The sequence below is a fragment of the Curtobacterium sp. 458 genome, from assembly GCF_030406605.1.
Lineage (GTDB): Bacteria > Actinomycetota > Actinomycetes > Actinomycetales > Microbacteriaceae > Curtobacterium.
Map to the genome: position 1 here is coordinate 2,813,385 of NZ_CP129104.1, position 22,449 is coordinate 2,835,833.

The 22,449-nt window shown below is 70.3% G+C and carries 22 protein-coding genes and 1 pseudogene; 13 read left to right on the forward strand and 10 right to left on the reverse strand.

Features of this window, described 5'->3' with window-relative positions:
• Positions 1-56 precede the first annotated feature (56 nt).
• Both QPJ90_RS13635 and QPJ90_RS13640 read right to left on the reverse strand, forming a co-directional pair.
• A complete protein-coding gene (locus QPJ90_RS13635) occupies positions 57-1,208 on the reverse strand; it encodes an SPFH domain-containing protein (RefSeq protein WP_290131716.1) in 1,152 nt (383 codons plus the stop codon).
• Positions 1,205-1,678 (reverse strand): NfeD family protein, encoded by a 474-nt coding sequence (locus QPJ90_RS13640; RefSeq protein ID WP_290131717.1) that lies wholly within the window; start codon positions 1,676-1,678, stop codon positions 1,205-1,207. Before QPJ90_RS13640 ends, QPJ90_RS13635 begins: the two co-directional genes overlap by 4 nt.
• A gap of 151 nt (positions 1,679-1,829) precedes the next feature.
• Here QPJ90_RS13640 and QPJ90_RS13645 point away from each other — a divergent pair, with 151 nt between their 5' ends.
• From QPJ90_RS13645 to QPJ90_RS13660, 4 genes and pseudogenes are all read left to right on the forward strand, one after another.
• Entirely contained in the window at positions 1,830-2,591 is a 762-nt protein-coding gene (locus QPJ90_RS13645; protein WP_290131718.1) for an SDR family oxidoreductase, read from the forward strand.
• A gap of 10 nt (positions 2,592-2,601) precedes the next feature.
• The gene (locus tag QPJ90_RS13650) at positions 2,602-3,063 is read left to right on the forward strand and encodes an NUDIX domain-containing protein (protein ID WP_290131719.1); all 462 of its coding nucleotides are present in this window, start codon (positions 2,602-2,604) and stop codon (positions 3,061-3,063) included.
• A gap of 93 nt (positions 3,064-3,156) precedes the next feature.
• Positions 3,157-5,453: pseudogene (locus QPJ90_RS13655) on the forward strand (excinuclease ABC subunit UvrA).
• A gap of 100 nt (positions 5,454-5,553) precedes the next feature.
• Positions 5,554-5,751, forward strand: a complete 198-nt coding sequence (locus tag QPJ90_RS13660) for a hypothetical protein (RefSeq protein ID WP_290131720.1) — start codon at positions 5,554-5,556, stop codon at positions 5,749-5,751.
• A 24-nt stretch (positions 5,752-5,775) separates the two neighbouring features.
• On the opposite strand, the gene QPJ90_RS13665 is transcribed toward QPJ90_RS13660, so the two are convergent.
• The gene (locus tag QPJ90_RS13665; protein ID WP_290131721.1) at positions 5,776-6,222 is read right to left on the reverse strand and encodes a MarR family transcriptional regulator; all 447 of its coding nucleotides are present in this window, start codon (positions 6,220-6,222) and stop codon (positions 5,776-5,778) included.
• 61 nt (positions 6,223-6,283) lie between these two features.
• Here QPJ90_RS13665 and QPJ90_RS13670 point away from each other — a divergent pair, with 61 nt between their 5' ends.
• The gene (locus QPJ90_RS13670) at positions 6,284-6,652 is read left to right on the forward strand and encodes a VOC family protein (RefSeq protein WP_290131722.1); all 369 of its coding nucleotides are present in this window, start codon (positions 6,284-6,286) and stop codon (positions 6,650-6,652) included.
• A gap of 12 nt (positions 6,653-6,664) precedes the next feature.
• Here QPJ90_RS13670 and QPJ90_RS13675 read toward each other — a convergent pair whose 3' ends face one another.
• A complete protein-coding gene (locus tag QPJ90_RS13675; RefSeq protein WP_290131723.1) occupies positions 6,665-7,657 on the reverse strand; it encodes a GNAT family N-acetyltransferase in 993 nt (330 codons plus the stop codon).
• Between the two features lie 138 nt (positions 7,658-7,795).
• On the reverse strand, positions 7,796-8,827 hold the full coding sequence (locus QPJ90_RS13680) for an alcohol dehydrogenase catalytic domain-containing protein (RefSeq protein ID WP_290131724.1): 1,032 nt from the start codon (positions 8,825-8,827) through the stop codon (positions 7,796-7,798).
• 78 nt (positions 8,828-8,905) lie between these two features.
• Here QPJ90_RS13680 and QPJ90_RS13685 point away from each other — a divergent pair, with 78 nt between their 5' ends.
• On the forward strand, positions 8,906-9,538 hold the full coding sequence (locus QPJ90_RS13685; protein WP_290131725.1) for a copper resistance CopC family protein: 633 nt from the start codon (positions 8,906-8,908) through the stop codon (positions 9,536-9,538).
• Positions 9,539-9,623: 85 nt separating this feature from the next.
• Here the strand turns inward: QPJ90_RS13685 and QPJ90_RS13690 are convergent, their stop codons facing one another.
• Entirely contained in the window at positions 9,624-10,844 is a 1,221-nt protein-coding gene (locus QPJ90_RS13690) for a beta-ketoacyl-[acyl-carrier-protein] synthase family protein (protein WP_290131726.1), read from the reverse strand.
• A gap of 57 nt (positions 10,845-10,901) precedes the next feature.
• Here QPJ90_RS13690 and QPJ90_RS13695 point away from each other — a divergent pair, with 57 nt between their 5' ends.
• Positions 10,902-11,483, forward strand: coding sequence for a TetR/AcrR family transcriptional regulator C-terminal domain-containing protein (locus QPJ90_RS13695; protein WP_290131727.1), 582 nt, complete (start codon positions 10,902-10,904; stop codon positions 11,481-11,483).
• Positions 11,484-11,489: 6 nt separating this feature from the next.
• Here QPJ90_RS13695 and dhaM read toward each other — a convergent pair whose 3' ends face one another.
• From dhaM to dhaK, 3 genes are read right to left on the reverse strand one after another with little or no spacing between them, the layout of a single operon-like run.
• Positions 11,490-12,212 carry a dihydroxyacetone kinase phosphoryl donor subunit DhaM gene (dhaM, locus tag QPJ90_RS13700; protein ID WP_290131728.1) on the reverse strand — a complete coding sequence of 241 codons (723 nt, stop codon included), beginning with the start codon at positions 12,210-12,212 and terminating at the stop codon, positions 11,490-11,492.
• Positions 12,209-12,835 carry a dihydroxyacetone kinase subunit DhaL gene (gene dhaL, locus QPJ90_RS13705; RefSeq protein WP_290131729.1) on the reverse strand — a complete coding sequence of 209 codons (627 nt, stop codon included), beginning with the start codon at positions 12,833-12,835 and terminating at the stop codon, positions 12,209-12,211. The genes dhaM and dhaL overlap by 4 nt, the downstream gene beginning before the upstream one ends.
• Before the next feature lie 57 nt (positions 12,836-12,892).
• Positions 12,893-13,894: a dihydroxyacetone kinase subunit DhaK gene (gene dhaK, locus QPJ90_RS13710; RefSeq protein WP_290131730.1), complete on the reverse strand. Its 1,002-nt coding sequence runs from the start codon at positions 13,892-13,894 to the stop codon at positions 12,893-12,895.
• Between the two features lie 293 nt (positions 13,895-14,187).
• On the opposite strand from dhaK, the gene QPJ90_RS13715 reads away from it, so the two are divergent.
• Together QPJ90_RS13715 and glpK are read left to right on the forward strand one after the other, a co-directional pair.
• Positions 14,188-14,913, forward strand: a complete 726-nt coding sequence (locus QPJ90_RS13715; RefSeq protein WP_290131731.1) for an MIP/aquaporin family protein — start codon at positions 14,188-14,190, stop codon at positions 14,911-14,913.
• 230 nt (positions 14,914-15,143) lie between these two features.
• Complete coding sequence (gene glpK / locus QPJ90_RS13720; RefSeq protein ID WP_290131732.1) at positions 15,144-16,655, forward strand: glycerol kinase GlpK; 1,512 nt, start codon at positions 15,144-15,146, stop codon at positions 16,653-16,655.
• 247 nt (positions 16,656-16,902) lie between these two features.
• Here glpK and trpD read toward each other — a convergent pair whose 3' ends face one another.
• Positions 16,903-17,958, reverse strand: a complete 1,056-nt coding sequence (trpD, locus tag QPJ90_RS13725) for an anthranilate phosphoribosyltransferase (RefSeq protein WP_290131733.1) — start codon at positions 17,956-17,958, stop codon at positions 16,903-16,905.
• 70 nt (positions 17,959-18,028) lie between these two features.
• Between trpD and QPJ90_RS13730 the strand changes: the two genes are divergently transcribed.
• From QPJ90_RS13730 to QPJ90_RS13745, 4 genes are read left to right on the forward strand one after another with little or no spacing between them, the layout of a single operon-like run.
• Positions 18,029-18,667, forward strand: a complete 639-nt coding sequence (locus tag QPJ90_RS13730; RefSeq protein WP_058724425.1) for a heme-copper oxidase subunit III — start codon at positions 18,029-18,031, stop codon at positions 18,665-18,667.
• 21 nt (positions 18,668-18,688) lie between these two features.
• Positions 18,689-19,498 (forward strand): cytochrome c, encoded by an 810-nt coding sequence (locus QPJ90_RS13735; protein ID WP_290131734.1) that lies wholly within the window; start codon positions 18,689-18,691, stop codon positions 19,496-19,498.
• A gap of 33 nt (positions 19,499-19,531) precedes the next feature.
• On the forward strand, positions 19,532-20,608 hold the full coding sequence (locus QPJ90_RS13740) for a Rieske 2Fe-2S domain-containing protein (RefSeq protein ID WP_290131735.1): 1,077 nt from the start codon (positions 19,532-19,534) through the stop codon (positions 20,606-20,608).
• Positions 20,608-22,296: a ubiquinol-cytochrome c reductase cytochrome b subunit gene (locus tag QPJ90_RS13745; RefSeq protein ID WP_290131736.1), complete on the forward strand. Its 1,689-nt coding sequence runs from the start codon at positions 20,608-20,610 to the stop codon at positions 22,294-22,296. Before QPJ90_RS13740 ends, QPJ90_RS13745 begins: the two co-directional genes overlap by 1 nt.
• Positions 22,297-22,449: the final 153 nt, after the last annotated feature.

The window sequence follows — 22,449 nt, forward strand, 5'->3', positions numbered from 1 at the left end:
CCCGCCCCGGATGACCGGGGCGGGCTTCTTCGTGCGCATCTAGTTGCGTGCGCGTTCTACTTGGTGTCGCCGAGTTCGTCGCTCGTGGCCTCGTCGGCTGCTGCCAGCCGCGCATCGACGCTCTTGTCGGACTCGGCCAGACGCTGGTCGAGGTCGGACTCCGGCACGATGTCGGCCGCGGTGGCGTCCGGGCGGGGCGTTGACGACGCCGCGGCGTTCGCAGCAGCCGTGTTGGCGAGGCTCTCGTTCGCCAGCTTGGAGATCCGCTCGAGGAAGTCGCCGCCGGCTGCACCCCCGGAACCCGGCGCACCTCCACTCCGGCCGGCCGTGAAGCCCTCGGCGATGCCGGACAGCGCCTTGGTGAACTCGCTCGGGATCATCCAGAGCTTGTTCGCCGTGCCCTCGGCCAGCTTCGGCAGCGTCTGCAGGTACTGGTAGGAGAGGAGCTTCTCGTCGGGGTCTCCGGTGTGGATCGCGTCGAACACGGTCGCGATCGCCTGTGCCTCACCCTCGGCCCGGAGGACCTGCGCCTTCGCGTCACCCTCTGCCTGGAGGATCGCGGCCTGACGCTGTCCTTCGGCCTCGAGGATCTGCGACTGCTTGGTCCCCTCGGCCTGCAGGATCGCCGCGCGACGGTTCCGCTCAGCACGCAGCTGCTGCTCCATGGCGTCCTGGATCGACACCGGCGGCTCGATCGCCTTGAGCTCGACACGACCGACGCGGATACCCCACTTGCCCGTGGCCTCGTCGAGCACGACACGGAGCTGACCGTTGATGTTGTCGCGGCTGGTCAGGGCCTCCTCGAGGTTCAGGCCACCCACGACGTTGCGGAGCGTGGTGGTGGTGAGCTGCTCGACCGCGCCGAGGTAGTTGGCGATCTCGTAGGTCGCCGCCCGTGCGTCGGTGACCTGGAAGTACACGACGGTGTCGATCGAGACGACCAGGTTGTCCTCGGTGATCACCGGCTGCGGCGGGAACGAGACGACCTGCTCGCGCATGTCGATCAGGGGACGCAGTCGGTCGATGAACGGCACGAGCAGGTTCAGACCCGGGCTGAGCGTCTTGTGGTACTTGCCGAGCCGTTCCACGATGCCGGCGGTCGCCTGCGGCACGATCCGGATCGCTCGGGCGAGCACGACGATCACGAAGATGACGACGACGAGGATGAGCAGGAGGAGCAGGATCGTCCCCGTTGAGAGGGAGGTCATGAGGCGTCTTTCTGATCGATGCGGACGACGGCGGTGGAGCCCTCGATGGACTCGACGACGACGGGGGTGCCCAGGGCGGGCAGACGGTCGGTGGGCATGCCCGCGAGCCGGGCGCTCCAGGTCTCACCGTTGGCGAGCCGGACCTGCCCGGGAGAGGACGAGGTGAAGGCGACCGCGACGGTGCCGGACAGGCCGACGAGTCCGTCGATGCCGGTGCGGTGCGGGTCGGCACCCCGGTTGAGCGCGTGCAGGAGGCGCGGGCGCACCAGGAGCAGCAGGAGGAGGGCGAGGGCGGCCGCGACGAGCGCGGACAGCCACCACGGCGCACCGAGCAGGGCTGCGATCAACCCCCCGGCGGCTCCCGCCGCGAGCATGATGAAGATGAAGTCGAGCGTGAAGATCTCGACCACCCCCAGGATCAGCACGAGGCCGATCCACACGATGGTCTGGATCCAGTCAGGTCCGGACACGCGATCTCCCTCCCTCGGTCGCGCACGGCGTTCGCTGCGTCGCGACGGCCGGTCAAACTCCGTTCAACATATCAACTGCGACCGACAGCCGCGCCCCGGACGGTAGGCTCGTTGCGGCAACGAGACCTCCGACCCCACCTGGAGCACGACTGTGAGCAACCCCCTCGCCCCCGGATCCCTCGCCGACAAGCGCGCCCTCGTGACGGGTTCGTCGCGCGGCATCGGCGCCGACACCGTCGGGTACCTGGCGGAAGCCGGCGCGAAGGTCGTCGTGAACTACCGGAACAAGGCGAAGCGTGCCGAGCAGATCGCGGAGAAGATCGTCGCCGACGGCGGCGCAGCGCTCGCCGTCGGCGCGGACCTGACGGACCACGACTCGGTCGAGGCGATGGTAGACCAGGTCGTCGCGGCGTGGGGCGGCATCGACCTCCTCGTGCTCAACGCGTCCGGCGGCATGGAGTCCGGACTCGGCGAGGACTACGCGCTCCGCCTGAACCGCGACGCACAGGTCGACATGCTCCGCACTGCGGTCCCGCACATGCCGGCCGGCTCCCGCGTCGTGTTCGTCACCAGTCACCAGGCCCACTTCGTCGAGACCGCGGAGACGATGGAAGAGTACGTCCCCGTCGCCAAGAGCAAGCGTGCCGGCGAGCTCGCACTCCGCGAGCTCATCCCGCAGCTCGAGGCCGCCGGCATCGAGTTCGTCGTCGTCTCCGGTGACATGATCGAGGGCACCATCACGGCGACCCTCCTCAACCGCCTCAACCCGGGTGCGATCGAGGGGCGCCGGCAAGAGGTCGGCAAGCTCTACAGCGTGTCCGAGTTCGCCGCGGAGATCGCGCTCGCAGCGATCGAGCCGATCCCGGCCGACCACACCAAGCTCGTCGGCGACGTCAGCGGCTTCGGCGCGTAGCGTCGACCGGGTGACCGCGAAGCCCGGCCTGCGCCGCACCTCCCGCATCCTCCTGTTGGACCCGGACGGCCGGGTGTTCCTGATGGACACCCGTGCCCCGTCCTCCGACGGCTTCCACCGCTGGATCACGCCGGGCGGTGGCGTGGACCCGGGGGAGTCACACCGTGACGCGGCCGTCCGCGAGCTCCGCGAGGAGACCGGCATCGTTATCGCCGACCCCGGCGAGAGCGTGTGGTCGCAGGACTTCGACGTGACCTGGGACGAGGCCGACCACGATCGCGGCCACGCCGAGTTCTACGTCGTGCACACGGACGGCTTCCGACTCGACGACAGTGGCTGGACCGACGACGAACGCGTCGACATCACGGCGTCGCGCTGGTGGACCGTCGACGAGCTCGCGGCGACCGAGGAGCCGTTCGAACCGGCGGAGCTCCCCGATCTGGTCCGTCGAGCAGCGCGGTCGCGCGGCTGACCTGCTCCGCAGCGGCCTGGAGGCGCGACTCGCGTCCGCCACGACCGTCTCGTCCACAGGGGTGTCGGTCCCGACTCTCTGCGCGGTACGGTGATGTACATGCATACCGGTTGCGGACACGCTGCCGACCAGCACGACCGCATCCGCGTCCGCGGGGCGCGCGAGCACAACCTGCAGGACGTCGACGTCGACCTGCCGAAGCGCCGTCTTACGGTGTTCACCGGTGTGTCCGGATCGGGCAAGAGCTCGCTCGTCTTCGGCACGGTCGCGGCCGAGTCGCAGCGGATGATCAACGAGACGTACAGCGCGTTCGTGCAGGGCTTCATGCCGTCGCTCGGTCGCCCCGACGTCGACGTGCTCGACGGGCTGACGACCGCGATCGTCGTCGACCAGGAGCGCATCGGGGCGGACCCGCGCTCAACCGTCGGGACGGTCACGGACGCGAACGCGATGCTGCGGGTGCTCTACAGTCGCCTCGGCCGACCCCACGTCGGCGGCCCGAACGCGTTCTCCTTCAACCTCGCCACGGTGTCGGCCGGGGGAGCGATCACCGTCCAGAAGGGCACGAACGTCAAGGCCGAGCGCGTCACCTACAACCGGCTCGGTGGCATGTGCGCCGACTGCGAGGGCCGCGGACTGGTGACCGACATCGACCTCGCGCAGCTCTTCGACGACACGAAGTCCCTCGCGGACGGCGCGATCACGATCCCCGGCTACGGCACCGACGGGTGGAACGTCCGCATGTTCGCCGAGTCCGGGTACGTCGACAAGACCAAGCCCATCCGCGACTTCACCGAGCAGGAACGGCAGGACTTCCTGTACCGCGAGCCGACGAAGCGGAAGATCGCCGGCATCAACATGACGTACGATGGGCTGGTGCCGCGAGTCCGCCGCTCCTTCCTGCAGAAGGACCGTGAGGCGATGCAGCCGCACATCCGCGCCTTCGTCGACCGAGCGGTGACGTTCACGACCTGTCCCGCGTGTGACGGGACCCGACTCAACGACACCGCCCGGTCCTCCCGGATCGACGGGAAGAACATCGCCGACGTCTGCGCCATGCAGATCAGCGACCTCGCGGCCTGGCTCCGAGCGCTCGATGCGCCGAGTGTCGGCCCGTTGCTCGACGGACTCCGGGACGCCGTCGACTCGTTCGTCGAGATCGGGCTCGGCTACCTGTCGCTCGACCGTCCGACCGGCACGCTCTCCGGGGGAGAGGGGCAGCGGGTGAAGATGGTGAAGCACCTCGGTTCGGCGCTGAGCGACGTCACCTACGTGTTCGACGAGCCGAGCACGGGGCTGCACCCGCACGACGTCGAGCGGATGAACGAACTCCTCCTGCGCCTCCGCGACAAGGGCAACACGGTGCTGGTCGTCGAACACAAGCCCGAGGTCATCCGGACGAACTGCGTGCGAGCGACACGGTGACCGGTCGGCACCTCGGCGACCGGCAGGCGCTCCGCACCGACGTCCGGACACCCACCGGCGCCCTCGAGATCCGGGGCGCGTCGGTGCACAACCTGCAGGACGTCGACGTCGACGTCCCCACCGGCGTCCTGACCGTCGTGACGGGCGTCGCGGGATCCGGCAAGAGCTCGCTGATCCACGGCGCCCTGTCGCACCGGGACGGCGTCGTCACCATCGACCAGGCCGCCATCCGTGGTTCCCGACGGAGCAACCCCGCGACGTACACGGGACTCCTCGAGCCGATCCGGAAGGCATTCGCGAAGGCGAACGGCGTGAAACCCGCGCTGTTCAGCGCCAACTCGGAGGGCGCCTGTCCGGCGTGCAACGGTGCCGGGGTCGTCTACACGGACCTCGGCATGATGGCCGGCGTCTCGAGCACGTGCGCCGAGTGCGGCGGCAAGCGCTTCGACCAGTCGGTGCTGGCGTACCACCTCGGCGGCAAGGACATCAGCGAGGTGCTGGCGATGTCGGTGTCCGAGGCCGAGGGGTTCTTCGCGGAGGGCGACGCACGCATCCCGGCGGCGCACGCAGTCCTCGGGCGACTCGTCGACGTCGGACTCGGCTACCTCACGATCGGGCAGCCGCTCACGACCCTGTCGGGCGGGGAACGCCAGCGGCTCAAGCTCGCCGTGCACCTCGGGGAACCCGGCAACGTGATCGTGCTCGACGAGCCGACCACGGGGCTGCACCTCGCCGACGTCGCGGGGCTGCTCGGCCTCCTCGACCGGATGGTGGACGCAGGGCACACGGTGGTCGTCATCGAACACCACCAGGCCGTCATGGCACACGCCGACTGGATCATCGACCTCGGCCCCGGTGCGGGACACGACGGCGGGCGCGTGGTGTTCGAGGGCACGCCAGAGGAGCTCGTGTCCGGTCGCTCGACGCTGACGGCGCAGCACCTGGCGGACTTCGTGGGCACCTGACGGGTGGCGCGGCCGACGGGGAGCCGCTCCGCTCGGACCGCTACAAGACGGTTGCGCAGTCGGCCGTCGCACTCAGCGACGCGCGCGTACGGTCCAGCGCATGACGTACAGCCAGCCTGACCCCGCTGAAGAGACCACCGCAGCCGCGACCCCCGAGCAGCCCGACACCGACGAGCAGTTCCTCGAGGAGTCTGGCCGCGAGGACGCCGCGCTCGAGATCGACGCCGAAGACGTCCCGACCGAGGGTGACGACACCACCGAGGGCGCCGCGGACGACAGCGCACCGACGGGGGAGTGACCGCAGCGCGCTCGGCTGGACCCCTCAGCCCGTCCGCAGCGCGGTGACCATCGACCGCAGCGCCCGCCGCGCCGCCGCGCGTTCGGAATCGTCCATGCCCGTGAGCATCCGGTCCTCGACACCGCGGACGGCCGCCGTGGCACGGGCGAGGTCGGCTCGTCCCGCCGCGGTGAGCGTGACCGGCACCACCCGCCCGGCAGCAGCGTCCGGCGTCCGCGCGACGGCACCGTCGCGCTCGAGCGCCTGGAGCAGCACGTTCATGGTCTGCCGGGTGACGAACGCCCCACGAGCGAGATCCGAGTTCGACATGCCCGGCCGCTGCGCGAGCAGTTCGAGACACGAGTAGTGGGTCACGTTCATGCCCAGGGGCCGGAGCACGTCCTCCATCGCGGTCCGCAACGCACTCGACGCCTCCTTGAGGAGGTACCCGAGCGATGTCTCGAGGTCGATGCCGGGGGAGTCTTGACTCATGTCAGTAGTCTGACATAGGGTCAGTGTCAGGAAACTGACACACCGAGCAGAGGACACCACCATGGCCGTGACGGGCCCCGACTTCATCTCCTTCCAGGTCCGCGACCTCGACGCTGCGCAGGCGTTCTACGAGCAGTACCTCGGACTCGTCCGGTCGCCGGCGGGTCCGCCGCACGCGGTGGTCTTCACGACGACCCCGATCGCGTTCGCACTGCGCGACGTCGTCCCGGGTACGGATCTGGATGCCGTTCCGCAGCCCGGCATCGGCATTGCCGCCTGGTTCCACGCCGACGGCGTGCAGGACATCCACGACGCACTCGTCGCGGACGGGCACCGCATCGTGACGGCGCCGTTCGACGGCCCCTTCGGTCGGACGTTCACCTTCGCCGACCTGGACGGCTACCAGGTCACGCTGCACGACCGCGCCTGATGTGGGTGCTGATCAGCCGTGGACCGTGACGCGCCGACGGAGAGCGAGTGCTCCCGTCCGGACGCTCGGTGGCAGGGGAGACGACACGACCGTCGTGAACGGCCGCTCGACCGCACCGAGGGACATCTTGAAGCGGCTGATCCCCTCGTCGACCTCCCCGACGAGGTCGACCGCGGTGTGCCCGGTGTGGAGCGCGTGCTGCAGCACGTCGTGGTAGAGCGCGGTGCTCGGGTTGACCGCGCGGAACGCCCGCAGGGTCCCGCCGGCCCAACCCGTCACGACGGGGTGCCCGGTGAAGACCACGATCACGCCAGCGATCGTCCCGTCGACGAGTGCGGTGGCGGTGTACACGTCGTCGCGGGCGGCGGCGTAGCGCTCGACCCGGGCGCCGATGTCCTCCGGGTACGGCGACGGGACCCCGCGACTCGAGTACGACTCGCTGAGGACGCGGGGGAGGAACTCGGTCACCTCACCGGGCTCCGACGGCCGGATCACGACGCCCTTGCGCTCGGCCCGCCGGAGCGACTGACGAGCGCCGTTCTTCATGGCGTGCACGAGTCGCTCGGGCGAGGAGCCGACGAGGTCCACCACGAACGTCCGGTCCGGCAGCCCGGTGACCCCGGCGCGGGCGACCGCGGCGCCGGGATCGGTCGCCGCGCCCGGCCCGAGGTCGTACCGCGCCACGAGGACGCCGTGCCGGAGCTGCCACCGCCGGAAGGCCCGCATGACGGCCACCAACACGTGGTCGGGCACCAGTGGGCCGACGAACGGGAACGGCGGCAACACGGCTCGCGCGAGCACACCGCGGTGCAGCAGGACCGGGAACACGCCGACCGGTACGCCGTCGGACGTCACCACCAGCGGGTCGAAGCGCCAGTCGAAGCACTCGGCCTGCAGCGTGAGCCAGGCCCAGTCGTGGAAGCCGGTCGCTCCGGGGTGCGCCGAGACGAGCGCATCCCACTCGAGTGCATCACGAGCTGACCGGAACCACATCGTCGTACCCACGCCAGGAGCCTAGGCACCTCGAGGCGGCGGGATCGGCGAGTGCGAGAACTCTGCGGCAAGCCGCCGTCACGCAGTTCCGGACCCCAGCTCTATGCGCCGATAATGCATATTATGTCAACTCAGGTGGCGGCGCCGCCGTCACCACGTGGCCACGACCATCCCCGGTCCCGCGGCCGGACGGTCCATCGCCAGGATCGCCTCGGGCAGTTCCTCGAACGCGATCGTGCGTCCGATCGAGTCCGCAGGACGCAGCCGGCCGGCAACGACGTCCTCGAGCATCGCCGCGTACTCCGACACGGCGATGCCGTGGCTCCCGAGCAGCTCGAGCTCGTCGCCGATCACCCGGCCCATCGGGATCGCCGGGGTCGCCTCGTCCCCGAGCAGCAGCCCGACCTGGACGTGCCGGCCCCGAGGGCGCAGGGTCCCGACGGCGGCGACCGACGTCGCACGGCTCCCGAACGCGTCGACGGAGACGTGCGCACCGCCACCGGTCAGCTCGCGGATCCGGTCGACCGCATCGTCGTCCATGAGGACGGTCTCGGCGCCGAGCTCCGCAGCACGCCCGAGCGCCTGCGCTGATATGTCGGACGCCACGACCCGTGCACCGGCGGCCACCGCCACCTGCACCGTGGAGAGACCGACGCCTCCGCAGCCGAACACCGACACCCACTCCCCTGCCGTCACCCGCCCTCGGGCGTGCAGGGCGTGGTAGGCGGTACCGAACCGGCACCCCAGGCTCGCGGCTTCGGCGAACCCGACCGCGTCCGGCAGCGTCACGACGTTGAGGTCGGCGTGCGGCACCATGACGAGTTCCGCGTACGACCCCGGCAGGTCGAACCCGGGCTGCTGCTGCGCCGTGCACACCTGCGTGGCCCCGGCGCGGCACTGCTCGCACTCGCCGCACGCGAAGACGAACGGCGCGGTGACGCGGTCCCCCACGGCTGTACGACGGACGTCGGCGCCGACCGCCGCGACCTCGCCGGCGAACTCGTGGCCGGGGACGTGCGGCAACGACACCGAGTCGTCGTGGCCGGTCCAGGCGTGCCAGTCGCTCCGACAGACCCCGGTGGCCCGAACCCGGACGAGGACACCGTGCGGCGGCAGCACGGGCTCCGGGAGTTCGACGACGGTCGGCACGGAACGGAAGTCGGAGTACTGCACAGCTCGCACCCGCTCATCCTGGCAGACGGGCGACGCCGCGGGCTGACCCGTCAGCGGCCGTCGGTGCAGGCCCGTAGGCTCCTGTGCATGCGTTCATGGTCGGCCTTCGCACTCGTGCTGCTCCTGGCGGCGTCCTTCACCGCAGGAACGGCCCCGGCGTCGGCGCACTCCGCCCTTGTCTCGAGCGACCCCGCGGCCGACTCCACGGTGAGCGTTCCGCTCGACCGCGTCACCCTGACCTTCTCCGAGGCGCCGCTTGCCGGCCTCGACGCCGGTCTGCGGATCGAGGTCCGCGACGGATCGGACCGAGACGTGTCCTCGGGCTCCGTCGAGGTGGCCGGCACCGCGATGTCGAAGGCCGTGACGCTGGCCGACGGGCCCTACCGGGTCGTCTGGCGGTACCTGTCACCCGATGGTCACCCGATCACGGGCGAGTACGGGTTCACTGCCTCGGGCGTCGCCGGGACGACCCCGAGCGCCGCCCCGACCGGGTCGCCCGCACCGTCCACGTCCGCGACTGCCGGACCGATCGCGACGGCCACGGCCGGACCCGCCAGTGCGACGACCCACGCCGGCCACTCGCCGGTCGCCGTCTGGGTGATCGGTGCGGTCGCGCTCCTGGCGGCAGCAGCTGCGGTGGTCGCCGCCGTCGTCCGGCGATGTCCCGCTCGCCCGGCCGCGCGGGACGACGACACCCCGGCCGGCGGCGCGGCGGCCTGAGCGGGTACCAGCGGTCGCCGGCACGCCGGCTCCCCACCCGGCCTGGAGGCACGGATCACCGCCGCCTCGTCGGTCGCGCGGGCGGTCACGCAGCCGTGAACACAAGTGACGCGTTCTGACCGCCGAACCCGAACGAGTTGTTGAGCGCCGCGCGCACCGGAGTGCGCCGCGCCGCGCCCGACACCACGTCGAGGTCGATCGCTGGGTCGAGCCGGTCGAGGTTCAGGGTCGGCGGGACGACCCCGGTCTCGACGGCGCGGAGGGCGAGGATCGACTCGACGGCTCCAGCAGCGCCGAAGAGGTGCCCGATCGCACTCTTCGGGGCCGACACCGCCGCGCCCGTGCCGACCGCCCGGGCGATGGCAGCGGCCTCCCCCACATCCCCGACCGGCGTGCTCGTCGCGTGGGCGTTGACGTGGTCGATGTCACGCGGCGCGACACCGGCCATCCGGATCGCCGAACGCATGGCACGCTCCTGCTCGCTGCCGTCGGCGAGCGGCGCCGTGATGTGGTGCGCGTCCGAGGTGATCGCCCATCCGGCCAGGCGTCCCCGTACGTGCGCGGCTCGTGCCCGGGCGTGGTCGGCACGTTCGAGCACGACGATGCCCGCTCCCTCGCCGAGCACGAAGCCGCGACGGTCCGCGTCGAACGGGCGGGAGAGCGTCGCCGGGTCGTCCTCGCCCGGCTTCGCGAGGGCCTGCGACTGCGCGAACGACGCCATCGTCACCGGGGTGACCGCAGCTTCGGTACCGCCGGCCACGACGACGTCGGCTTCTCCGGTGGCGATGAGCCGCGCCGCGGTGACGAGCGCCTCGGCCCCGGAGGCGCACGCGGACACCGTCGTGTACGCGCCGGCTCGCGCGCCGAGTTCGATGCTGATCTGCGCGGCAGCTCCGTTCGCCATGAGCATCGGGACCGCGCGCGGCGACACCCGTCGGGCGCCGGCGTCCCCGAGCACGTCGTGGGCGTCGAGGAGTGTCTCCACTCCCCCGATGCCCGTCCCGACGACCACCGCGAGCCGGTCGCCTTCGACGCCGGGCGCTCCGGCGTCCGCCCACGCCTCGTGCGCTGCGACGAGTGCGAGCTGCTGGCTGCGGTCGAGGCGGGCGGCTCGCACGCGACCGAGGGCGGTGTCGGCGTCGAGTGCGGCGTCCGCCCCGACCCGGATCGGCACCCGGTCCCACAGGTCGCCGCTGCGTCCGAGGACGTGCACCCCGGAGCGACCAGCGACGAGCGCGTCCCAGAGCACGTCGACGCCGTGGCCGAACGGGGTGACGCTGCCGTACCCGGTGATGACGATGTCCACGCGGAACCTCCTGCTTGTACGTTGAACAAGTTGAGTTGTACCACGTACAATTCCGGCATGGCAACCGAGGGTGACGGCACGACCGCGCGGGGGTCGGCGACCCGTGCACGGATCATCGCTGCGACGGCGGGGCTCCTCACCGCGGGAGGGTCGACCGACGTGACGGTGAGCGGCATCGCCCGGGCAGCGGGCGTCTACCCCAACCAGATCACGCACCACTTCGGCTCGAAGGACCGCCTCGTCCTCGACGCCGCGTTCACGCTCTTCCTCCGCGACACGAGCCGGATGCAGGCAGCGGGACGGCGGGTCGGCTCCCCCGGTGCGTTCCGGACCCTCCTGGCGCGCACGACGCTGGCGATGCCGTCGCTCCCCCTCGTCGTGGCCGCACTCGGGGTCGGCGGGCGGGAGCGCAGCGCGCACCTGCTCGGTCTGCTCTTCCGACAGTCCGAGCGCTACCTCGCACGGGTCGCCGCCGACCGCGGGTGGGCCAGCCGCTCGCTCCACCGCGACGTCAGGACGTTCTGGAGCGCGGCGTTCGGAGCGGCCCTCCTCCGTGCGGCCGGTGGGACGGGTGGCCCCGAGGACGTCGACCTCGCCGCGACGCTGTCGATCAGCGCGGGGCCGGCCGACGCTCCCTGAGACCCGTCACTCCCCGAAGCCGGACTGCACGAGCCCGACCAGTGCGTCGACGGCGTCCTGCGCGTCGTCCCCCGAGGCCTCGATGCCGATCGTCGCGCCCTTCGGCAGCGCGAGCGCCATGATCGCGAGGAGGCTCTTCGCGTCGACGCCGTTCACACGCACCCGTGCGTCGAACCGCGCGGCGGTCTTCACGAACTCCGCCGCCGGGCGGGCGTGGAGTCCGCTCTCGTTGCGGAGCTCGACCGAGGCCGACGCGACGGCGGCGTCCTCGGGGCTGGAGCCGACCGACCCGTCGACGGGGGCCGACGCGCTGTCGGGTGTCGTGCCTCCAGGCAGCTCCGCCGTGCTCGGTCCGGCGGCGCTGGCGGCTGCGGCGAGGACCGCCGCGACGTCGCCGCCGGTCTGCGCGGCGACGGCCGCTGCGACCGTGCCCTCGACGAGCGGCGCCTGCGAGACGTGGACCCGTGCTCGGTCGTCGTCGTCGAGGAAGTCGAGCGCCGTGTCGGTCGTCAGGTAGGCCGAGCCGAGGTCGCACAGCACGACGACCCCGTCGGTGTCCCGGAGCTCCTCGAGCCCCGCGGTGATGGCCTCGAACGAGGTGCCGATGCCGCCGTCGTCGGTGCCGCCTGCGGCCACGAGCCGGACGTCCGCCGCCATCTGCCGGGCCAGCTCGACGGTCCCGGAGGCCACGGCCGCGCTGTGCGAGACGACGAGGATGCCGACGGTCACGCGGCGTCCACCGCGGCGCGCAGGAGGTAGACCGTCGACTGCGCGCCGGGGTCGCGGTGACCCACGGCGCGCTCACCGAGGTAGCTCGCGCGTCCCTTGCGGGCGACGAGGGCGTCCGTCGACTCGGCACCGGTCGCGGCGGCGTCCGCAGCGGCGGCGAGCACCTGCTCCGGGGCCGCTCCGGCCTCGGCGGCCGATGCGGCGGCGTCCACTGCCGGCGTCCACGCGTCCACCATCGTCTTGTCGCCCACCTCGGCCTTGCCCCGCGAGACGACACCGTCACGCGCCGCGGTCAGCACGGCCACGAGCGCCGACGCGTCGAGCACCTCCACGTCACCGGCGGCCTGCGCGGCCTTGAGGTACGCCGTGCCGAACAGGGGACCGGCGGCCCCGCCGACGGTGGAGATGAGCTTGGTCGCGACCGTCTTGAAGACCGAACCCGGGGTGTCGAACGACCCGGCGTCGATCGCCTCGACGACGGCGCGGAACCCGCGGTCGAGGTTCTCGCCGTGGTCCCCGTCGCCGATCTCGCGGTCGAGCGTCACGAGCTCGGCGCGGTGGTCGTCGATCGTCGCTGCCGAGCGACGCACCCAGTCGATGGCCCATGCGGTGTCGAGCGCCAATGCGGTGTCCCTTCTGCGGCCGGCCCGTGGTCCGGGCCGGGATCGTGGTCCGGTGGGTCAGCGACCCCAGCGCAGGGCCGGGGTCTCCACCGGGGCGTCCCAGAGCGCGGTGAGTTCGTCGTCGAGCACGGTGACGGTCAACGAGAAGCCCTGCATCTCGAGGGACGTGACGTAGTTGCCGACCAAACTACGCGTGACCTCGTAGCCGCGGTCGGAGAGGACCTCCTCGGCGCGTCGGTAGGCGATGTAGAGCTCCGACTGCGGCGTGCCGCCCATGCCGTTCACGAGGAGGAGCAGCTTCGACCCCGAAGGAGCCTCGAGGTCGGTGAGGATCGGTTCGAGGACACGGTCGACGAGCTCGTCGGCCGGGGCCATCGCGATCCGCTCCCGCCCGGGCTCGCCGTGGATGCCGATGCCGAGTTCGACCTCGTCGTCGGCCAGGGTGAAGGAGGGCTCGCCGGCGTGCGGCACCGTGCCGGACGAGAGCGCGAGGCCCATCGACCGGGTGACCTCGTTCACGTGCCGGGCCACCGCGGCGACGGCGTCGAGGTCGTCCCCGCGCTCGGCCGCGGCGCCCGCGCACTTCTCGACGACCACCGTGCCCGCGACGCCCCGACGGCCGGCGGTGTACAGCGAGTCCTGGACCGCGACGTCGTCGTCGACCACGACCGACTCGACGCGGACGTCGTCCATCGCCGCGAGTTCGGCTGCGGTCTCGAAGTTGAGGACGTCCCCGGTGTAGTTCTTCACGATGTGGAGCACGCCCGCTCCCCCGTCGACGGCCTTCGTCGCCGCGACGATCGGGTCCGGTGTCGGGCTCGTGAACACGGGCCCCGGGACGGCGGCATCGAGCATGCCGTAGCCGACGAAGCCGGCGTGCAGCGGTTCGTGACCGCTGCCGCCGCCGCTGACGATCCCGACCTTGCCCGACACCGGAGCATCGGCTCGGTGCAGGTGGATCGGGTCCTCGACCAGGACCACGTGCCCGGCGTGCGCACGGGCGAACCCGCGGACGGTCTCGTCGACCACGGCGTGCGGGTCGTTGATGAGCTTCTTCATGCGCGGAACTCCTTCGTCGACGGTGACGGGCGCACCTGGACGGTGACGGGTTCACCCTACAGCGGCCGCCCGTTCGCGCTCCGTGCACGTTCGTGCACCAGGATCGCGGCGGGAAAGCCGCTCCGAACGCGCGATCTCGCACCGCCGATGCACGTTCGTGCACTTTCTCGCGGATCGCTCGCGATTCCGTCGCGGAGCCGCGATCCGCGTCAGTATGCTCGCCCCAATCACTCAACGGGGAGTGCCGGACCCGCACCACCGGACCCCCAACCCTCACGCACTGGAGGTCACCGATGGACGGCATCGGCGTCAATTTCCTCTCCGAGCTCGTCGGCACGGCGATGCTCATCATCCTCGGTGGCGGTGTCGTCGCCGCCGTGTCCCTCACGAAGTCCAAGGGCTTCGGCGCGGGCTTCCTCATGGTCACGATCGGTTGGGGCTTCGCGGTCTTCGCCGGCGTCACCGTGTCGTACAGCTCGGGCGGCCAGCTCAACCCCGCGGTGAGCCTCGGTCTCGCCCTGCTCGGCAAGATCACCGTCGGCGAGATGTTCCTCTACTGGCTCGCGCAGCTCATCGGCGCCATCATCGGTGCGGTCATCGTCTGGCTCGCCTACAAGCAGCACTTCGACGAGGAGCCGGACCCGGCCGCCAAGCTCGGCGTCTTCTCGACCGGCCCGGCGATCCGCAGCTACGCCTGGAACGTCGTCACCGAGATCATCGGCACGTTCGTCCTCGTGTTCGTCGTCCTCGCGTTCACCAACGGTGGCACCCCCAAGGAGCTCGGCGCGGTCCCCGTCGCCTTCCTGGTGATCGCGATCGGTGTCTCGCTCGGTGGCCCGACCGGCTACGCCATCAACCCGGCCCGTGACCTCGGCCCGCGCATCGCGCACGCCTTCCTCCCGATCAAGGGCAAGGGCTCGTCCGACTGGTCCTACGCGTGGGTGCCGGTCGTCGGCCCGCTCATCGGTGGCGCTCTCGCTGCCGGCGCATCGACGTTCCTGCTCCCGATCGTCTCCTAGACCCCTCGGCCGCGGTCGACGCCGACACCGTCGTCGACCGCGGCACCCCGCCTGCCGGCCCAGCCGCCGACGGCCCTCGCCCGCCAGCGCACTGCTGACCCGGGCACCCCGTCCGACCGGCGCAGCAGCCGGCCGGGCACCCCGCCCGACCGGCACAGCAGCCGGTCCGGCGCCCGAAGCCCGGTCGGCACCGCAGCCGACCGTGACACCGACACCCGTAAGGAGCACCAATGGCCGACTACATCGTCGCCATCGACCAGGGCACCACCTCGACCCGAGCGATCGTGTTCGACCACTCCGGTTCCATCGTGTCCGTCGGACAGAAGGAGCACGAGCAGATCTTCCCGCGCGCCGGATGGGTCGAGCACGACCCGGCCGAGATCTGGGACAACACCCGCGAGGTCATCGGCCAGGCGCTCTCCCGCGCCGACATCACGCGGCACGACGTCGCCGCGGTCGGCATCACGAACCAGCGCGAGACCGCGGTCGTGTGGGACAAGACCACCGGCAAGGCCGTCTACAACGCGATCGTGTGGCAGGACACCCGCACGCAGTCGATCGTCGACAAGCTCGCCGACGGCGACACCGACCGGTACAAGTCGATCGTCGGGCTCCCCCTCGCGACCTACTTCTCCGGCACGAAGATCGCGTGGATCCTCGAGAACGTCGAGGGTGCCCGCGAGAAGGCCGAGGCGGGCGACCTCCTCTTCGGCACGACCGACACCTGGGTCCTCTGGAACCTCACCGGTGGCGTCGACGGCGGCGTCCACAAGACGGACGTCACGAACGCGTCGCGCACCCTGTTCATGGACCTCGAGACGCTCGAGTGGCGCGACGACATCCTCGCCGACTTCGGCGTGCCGAAGTCGATGCTCCCCGAGATCGTCAGCTCGTCCGAGGTCTACGGCCACGTCGAGTCGTCGAACCTCCTCCGCGAGGTCCCGATCGCCGGCATCCTCGGCGACCAGCAGGCCGCGACCTTCGGCCAGGCGGCGTTCGACCAGGGCGAGTCGAAGAACACCTACGGCACCGGCAACTTCCTCATCTTCAACACCGGTACCGAGATCGTCCGGTCCGAGAACGGCCTCCTCACCACCGTCGGCTACAAGCTCGGCGACCAGGAGACCCACTACGCCCTCGAGGGTTCGATCGCCGTCACCGGATCGCTCATCCAGTGGCTCCGCGACAACCTCGGACTCATCGGCAGCGCCCCGGAGGTCGAGGCCCTCGCCAAGACCGTCGAGGACAACGGCGGCGTCTACTTCGTCCCGGCGTTCTCCGGCCTCTTCGCGCCGTACTGGCGTCCGGACGCCCGCGGCGCCATCGTCGGCCTCACGCGCTACGTCAACAAGGGCCACATCGCCCGTGCCGCACTCGAGGCGACGGCGCTGCAGACCCGCGAGGTCCTCGACGCGGTGAACGCCGACTCCGGTGTGGACCTCACCGAGCTCAAGGTCGACGGCGGCATGACCGCGAACAACGAGCTCATGCAGTTCCAGGCCGACATCCTCAACGTTCCGGTCGTCCGACCGGTCGTCGCGGAGACCACGGCGCTCGGCGCGGCCTACGCCGCCGGTCTCGCCGTCGGCTTCTGGGCGAACCTCGACGAGCTCCGCGCCAACTGGCAGGAGGACCAGCGCTGGGAGCCGCAGCTCGACGACGCCGAGCGCGACCGCCAGCTCCGCCTCTGGAAGAAGGCCGTCACGAAGACCTTCGACTGGGTCGACGAGGACGTCCAGTAGTCCGCTGCTGACGTGACCGCCTGGAGGCGCGGTGCGGGTCCGACGGACCGGCACCGCGCCTCCAGGCCGTTGCGGTGGGCGCGGAGCGCTCCCCCGGGTGTCCGGCCCGGCATCGCGGGTCGCGGCGGTCGGGAGAACCAGGTTCCGGACACAGCACCACGTGATTCCACGGTGCTGTGTCCGGAACCTGGTGTCGACCTGCCGGAACCTGGTTCCGCCGAGCGAGCGTCGGCGTGGTTCGTCGCCGTCAGGCGGCGGGTGCGGCGCCGACCCAGTCGGCGAGCTTGCGGGCCGCGGCGCCCGAGTCGATCGCCTCGGCCGCGACGGCGAGTTGCTCGCGGAAGCGCTGGAGGATCGCACGGTCGGCCTGCGCCGGGTCCTCCGCGAGCCGGAAGGACACGAGTCCCGCCGCCGCGTTGAGCAGCACGATGTCGCGGACGGGTCCGGTCTCCCCTGCGAGGACACGGTGCACCACCGCCGCGTTGTGCTCCGGGTCGCCGCCGAGCAGGTCCTCGGTCCGGGCGCGGGCGATGCCGAGGTCGCGCGGGTCGAGGTCGTGCTCGATGATCCGGCCGCCGGTGACCTCCCAGATGTGGCTGTGCCCGGTTGTGGTGAGCTCGTCGAGTCCGTCGTCGCCGCGGAACACGAGCGCCGTCGCGCCGCGGGTCTGGAACACGCCCGTGATGATCGGGACGAGTTCGAGCTGCGCCACGCCCACCGCGTTGGCCTCGCAGCGTGCCGGGTTGACGAGCGGCCCGAGGAAGTTGAAGACGGTCGGCACGCCGATCTCACGGCGGACCGGACCGGCGTGCGCGAACCCGGGGTGGAAGGCGCTCGCGAAGGCGAAGGTGAGCCCGACACGCTGGAAGGTGTCCGCAACACGCGCGGCGTCCATCGTGAGGTCGAGTCCGAGCGCGGCGAGCACGTCGCTCGACCCCGACTTCGAGGAGCTCGCGCGGTTGCCGTGCTTGACCACGGGCACGCCGGCCGCGGCGATCACGATCGCGGCCATCGTGGAGACGTTGACCGTCCCGACGACGTCCCCGCCGGTCCCGACGATGTCGAGCGCCATCGGGTCGACGTCCAGCGGGACAGCGGCGTCGAGGATCGCGTCACGGAAGCCGACCACCTCGTCCACGGTCTCGCCCTTGGCACGGAGTGCCACGGCGAACGCCGCGATCTGGGCGGACGTCGCACGTCCCTGCACGATCTCCTCCATGGCCCATGTGGACTGCCTGATCGAGAGGTCCTGGCGCGCCATGAGCGCGCTGATCACCGAGGGCCACGTGAGTTGGTCGTGCATGGTCCGATCGTAGTGAATTCGAGCGACCCACCAGTTGGCTGCGAAAACACTGTCGGTGGTTTCGGCCATAATGGAGTCTGTGACTAGCACCCCTCTCTCCAGATCTGCCACCGCACCGGTCCTCAACAGGCCGAACGCCGTGGCCGTGGGGACGATCGTGTGGCTGGGCAGCGAGGTCATGTTCTTCGCCGGCCTGTTCGCGATCTACTTCACGCTCCGCAGCACCTCGCCCGAGCTCTGGGCCACCGAGACCGCCAAGCTCGAGGTGCCGTTCGCGTCGGTGAACACGATCATCCTGGTGCTGTCGAGCTTCGCCTGCCAGTTCGCGGTCTTCGCCGCCGAGCGTTTCCAGGTGCACCGCACGAGCTGGAACCCGCGCCACTGGGGCATGACCGAGTGGTTCTTCGTCACCTACTGCATGGGCGCGATCTTCGTCTGCGGTCAGATCTTCGAGTACGCCAACCTCTGGCACGAGGGCGTCACGCTCTCCTCCAGCGCCTACGGCTCGGCCTTCTACATGACGACCGGCTTCCACGGCCTCCACGTCACGGGTGGCCTCATCGCGTTCCTGCTGACCCTCGGTCGCGGGTTCGCCGCCAAGAACTTCGGTCACAAGGAAGCGACCACCGCGATCGTCGTGTCGTACTACTGGCACTTCGTCGACGTCGTCTGGATCGGCCTCTTCGCCGTCATCTACCTTCTCAAGTAGGAACTGGATAGCCCCCACAGCATGTTCAACAGAACCAAATCCAAGAAGGGCCGCCGGTCTCCCCTGGCGACCGTCTCGCTCATCGTCGTCGGCCTGATGACGACCGGCGGTGCGTACGCGCTGTTCAGCTCCACGGCGAACGCTGACGACAGCACGAGCACCGTCTCGGCCGCGTCCACTCAGTCGAAGGTCAACGAGGGCGAGAAGCTCTTCGCCTCGAACTGTGCCACCTGCCACGGTCTGAACGCCCAGGGCACCGGCGAGGGTCCGTCCCTCATCGGTGTCGGTGCTGCCTCCGTCGACTTCCAGGTCGGCACCGGCCGCATGCCGATGGCCGCCTCCGGCCCGCAGGCCGAGGAGAAGCCGGCGCAGTTCACCGACGAGCAGGTCGATGCGCTCGCGCAGTACGTCGCGTCCCTCGCCCCCGGCCCCGCCGTCCCGTCGAGCGACCTCACGGACGGCAAGGGCGACGCCGCCGAGGGTGCCGAGCTCTTCCGCATCAACTGCGCCATGTGCCACAACGTGGCCGGTGCCGGCGGTGCGCTGACCGAGGGCAAGTACGCCCCGAACCTCCAGGACGTCTCCGGCAAGCACATCTACGAGGCCATGCTCACCGGCCCGCAGAACATGCCGGTCTTCAACGACCTGAACCTGACCCCGCAGCAGAAGGCCGACGTCATCTCGTACCTCAAGTACGTGCAGGACAACAAGTCGCCCGGCGGTTTCGCGCTCGGCTCCATCGGGCCGGTGGCAGAGGGTCTGTTCATCTGGATCTTCGGACTCGGCGCCGTCGTCGCGATGACGGTCTGGCTGACCGCGAAGTCCAACTGATCGTCCGTGTCGAACGACACTGAAGGGAACACCATGGCAGAGCACGACGACGAGGCACTGAACTCGTCCTCGGCTGTCGAGAAGCACGGCACGACACACGGCACCACCGCCTCGGCCGGCACCGCGGTCGTGCCCGCGGACCCGTTCGAGAACCCGGGCGAGCCGCCGCACCGCGCGCGTCGCACCGACGTCGACCCGAAGAAGCAGCGGCTGGCCGAGCGCCAGGTCGCGACGTTCTTCTACCTCTCGATCGTGGGCAGTGTCCTCGCGATCGCGGCGTACGTCGCCTTCCCGATCAAGGAAGACGACTTCAGCACGGTCCGGCTGGCCAACCTCTGGCTCGGTCTGTCGATCACCCTCGCGCTCCTCGCACTCGGCCTCGGTGCCGTGTACTGGTCGAAGTCCCTCGTGGTCGACCGCGAGATCACCGAGATGCGCCACAGCACCCGCGGTACCGACGCGACCCGTGCCAAGGCGGTCGAGGCCTTCCAGCTCGCCGACAAGGAGTCCGGGTTCAGCCGTCGCAAGCTGATCCGCAACTCGATGATCGGCGCGCTGGCCGCGTTCCCGCTCCCGGGCATCGTCCTCGTGCGTGACCTCGCGCCCGCGGCCGACCCCAACGAACTCCTCCGCCACACCATGTGGGCGAAGGGCACGCGCCTGACGAAGGACCCCACGGGTCTCCCGATCAAGGCGTCCGACGTGACCATCGGTTCGGTGTTCCACGTCATCCCGGACGGCATGCTCGACAAGGAGGACATGCTGGAGGAGAAGGCCAAGGCCGCCGTCCTCCTCATGCGCCTCGACCCCAACGACCTCAACCCCGCCAAGGGCCAGGAGAACTGGGGCTACGACGGCATCGTCGCGTACTCGAAGATCTGCACCCACGTCGGATGCCCGGTCGCCCTGTACGAACAGCAGACGCACCACCTGCTCTGCCCGTGCCACCAGTCGACCTTCGACGTCGCGAACAACTGCGAGGTCATCTTCGGACCGGCTGCACGTCCCCTCCCCCAACTTCCGATCGCGATCGACGACGACGGCTACCTGGTGGCGCAGAGCGACTTCCACGAGCCCGTCGGACCGTCCTTCTGGGAGCGTGAGCGCTGATGAGCACAACCACCCGTCCCGCGACGACGTCGGCCACCAAGCCGGCGCCGGAGCGCGGTTCCCGCATCATCGGGGCCGCTGCCAACTACATCGACGAGCGCACGAGCATCTCGGGCCTGGTGAAGGAGGTCGGTCGCAAGATCTTCCCCGACCACTGGAGCTTCATGCTCGGCGAGGTCGCGCTGTACAGCTTCGTCGTCATCCTGCTCTCGGGGACGTTCCTGACGTTCTTCTTCCAGGCATCGATGGCCGAGGTCGTGTACCACGGCGCGTACGTCCCGCTGAAGGGCGTCGAGATGTCGACCGCGCTGCAGTCGACGCTGAACATCTCGTTCGACATCCGCGGTGGTCTGTTCGTCCGACAGATCCACCACTGGGCTGCCCTGCTGTTCATCGCCTCGGTGATGCTGCACATGGCCCGCGTCTTCTTCACCGGCGCGTTCCGCAAGCCGCGTGAGCTCAACTGGGTCTTCGGCTTCGTCCTCTGGGTGCTCGCCATGGCCGAGGGCTTCACCGGCTACTCGCTCCCCGACGACCTGCTCTCCGGCAACGGTCTCCGCATCATCGTCGGCATGATCGAGGGCGTCCCGGTGATCGGCGTCTGGATCGCCTACCTGCTGTTCGGTGGCGAGTTCCCCGGCACCGACATCGTTGGTCGTCTGTACACGCTGCACATCCTGCTGCTCCCCGCGATCCTCGTCGCGGTGCTCGGTGTCCACCTCGTGCTCGTCGTCATCAACAAGCACACGCAGTTCGCCGGCCCGGGCAAGACCAACGACAACGTCGTGGGCGTCCCGATCCTCCCGGCGTTCGCCGCGAAGGCCGGTGGGTTCTTCTTCATCGTCGCGGGCATCCTCGCCCTCATCGCGTCGCTGTTCACGATCAACCCGATCTGGAACTACGGCCCGTACGACCCGTCCCCGGTGTCCGCCGGTACCCAGCCCGACTGGTACATCGGCTTCGCCGACGGTGCGCTCCGTCTGGTTCCGCCGCACTGGGAGGTCGTCTGGTTCGGCTACACGGTGTCGTTCAACATCCTCGTGCCGATCGCCGTGCTCATGGCGCTCATCGTGGCGATGTTCATCTACCCGTTCGTCGAGGCGTGGGTCACGGGCGACAAGCGCGAGCACCACATCCTCGACCGTCCGCGCAACGCCCCGACCCGCACGGGTCTCGGTGCGGCCGGCATCACGCTCTACGCGAGCCTCTGGGCCGCTGCGTCGTCGGACATCATCGCGACCCACTTCCTGGTGTCGATCGACCACGTGATCCACGTGATCCAGGCCATGACGGTCCTCGGCCCGTTCGTCGCCTTCTGGATCACGAAGCGCGTGTGCCTCGCCCTCCAGAAGAAGGACCGCGAGATCGTCCTCCACGGGTACGAGTCCGGACGCATCGTCCGTCTCCCCCACGGCGAGTACATCGAGGTGCACGAGCCCCTCGACGAGTACGAGCGCTGGCGCCTGCTGCAGTTCAACGAGTACAAGCCGCTCATGGTCCGCCCGGACGCCCGGGGTCGCATCACGGGGCTGCAGAAGGCCCGCGCGAGCGTGTCGCGGTTCTTCTTCGAGGACCGCATCGCCCCGGTGTCGAAGGCCGAGCTCGAGGCTGCGCACGCCGCGCACCATGGCCCGGAGCTGACCGAGGGCGAGCACCCCGCTGCTGCCGTCGGTGCCGGGAACCACTAGCAGGAGCAAGAACACTCCTCGGCAAGAACGAACGAGCCCCTCGTCCACTTCGTGGTCGGGGGGCTCGTTCGTTCCTCTGGATTCGAAAACACCGTCTCGGGTTCACCGACGGTTCAGAATGGTGTGGCAGCGTGTTGCACCACGCACCCGTCA

What these genes read in the sequence shown, in the direction of transcription:
- QPJ90_RS13715 (WP_290131731.1), top strand. Translation starts at nt 14,188, where the DNA reads ATGGACGGCATCGGCGTCAATTTCCTCTCCGAGCTCGTCGGCACGGCG.
- QPJ90_RS13685 (WP_290131725.1), top strand. Translation starts at nt 8,906, where the DNA reads ATGCGTTCATGGTCGGCCTTCGCACTCGTGCTGCTCCTGGCGGCGTCC.
- QPJ90_RS13740 (WP_290131735.1), top strand. Translation starts at nt 19,532, where the DNA reads ATGGCAGAGCACGACGACGAGGCACTGAACTCGTCCTCGGCTGTCGAG.
- QPJ90_RS13635 (WP_290131716.1), bottom strand. Translation starts at nt 1,208, where the DNA reads ATGACCTCCCTCTCAACGGGGACGATCCTGCTCCTCCTGCTCATCCTC.
- QPJ90_RS13670 (WP_290131722.1), top strand. Translation starts at nt 6,284, where the DNA reads ATGGCCGTGACGGGCCCCGACTTCATCTCCTTCCAGGTCCGCGACCTC.
- trpD (WP_290131733.1), bottom strand. Translation starts at nt 17,958, where the DNA reads ATGCACGACCAACTCACGTGGCCCTCGGTGATCAGCGCGCTCATGGCG.
- QPJ90_RS13730 (WP_058724425.1), top strand. Translation starts at nt 18,029, where the DNA reads ATGGAGTCTGTGACTAGCACCCCTCTCTCCAGATCTGCCACCGCACCG.
- QPJ90_RS13665 (WP_290131721.1), bottom strand. Translation starts at nt 6,222, where the DNA reads ATGAGTCAAGACTCCCCCGGCATCGACCTCGAGACATCGCTCGGGTAC.
- QPJ90_RS13695 (WP_290131727.1), top strand. Translation starts at nt 10,902, where the DNA reads ATGGCAACCGAGGGTGACGGCACGACCGCGCGGGGGTCGGCGACCCGT.
- QPJ90_RS13745 (WP_290131736.1), top strand. Translation starts at nt 20,608, where the DNA reads ATGAGCACAACCACCCGTCCCGCGACGACGTCGGCCACCAAGCCGGCG.
- QPJ90_RS13735 (WP_290131734.1), top strand. Translation starts at nt 18,689, where the DNA reads ATGTTCAACAGAACCAAATCCAAGAAGGGCCGCCGGTCTCCCCTGGCG.
- glpK (WP_290131732.1), top strand. Translation starts at nt 15,144, where the DNA reads ATGGCCGACTACATCGTCGCCATCGACCAGGGCACCACCTCGACCCGA.
- QPJ90_RS13660 (WP_290131720.1), top strand. Translation starts at nt 5,554, where the DNA reads ATGACGTACAGCCAGCCTGACCCCGCTGAAGAGACCACCGCAGCCGCG.
- dhaK (WP_290131730.1), bottom strand. Translation starts at nt 13,894, where the DNA reads ATGAAGAAGCTCATCAACGACCCGCACGCCGTGGTCGACGAGACCGTC.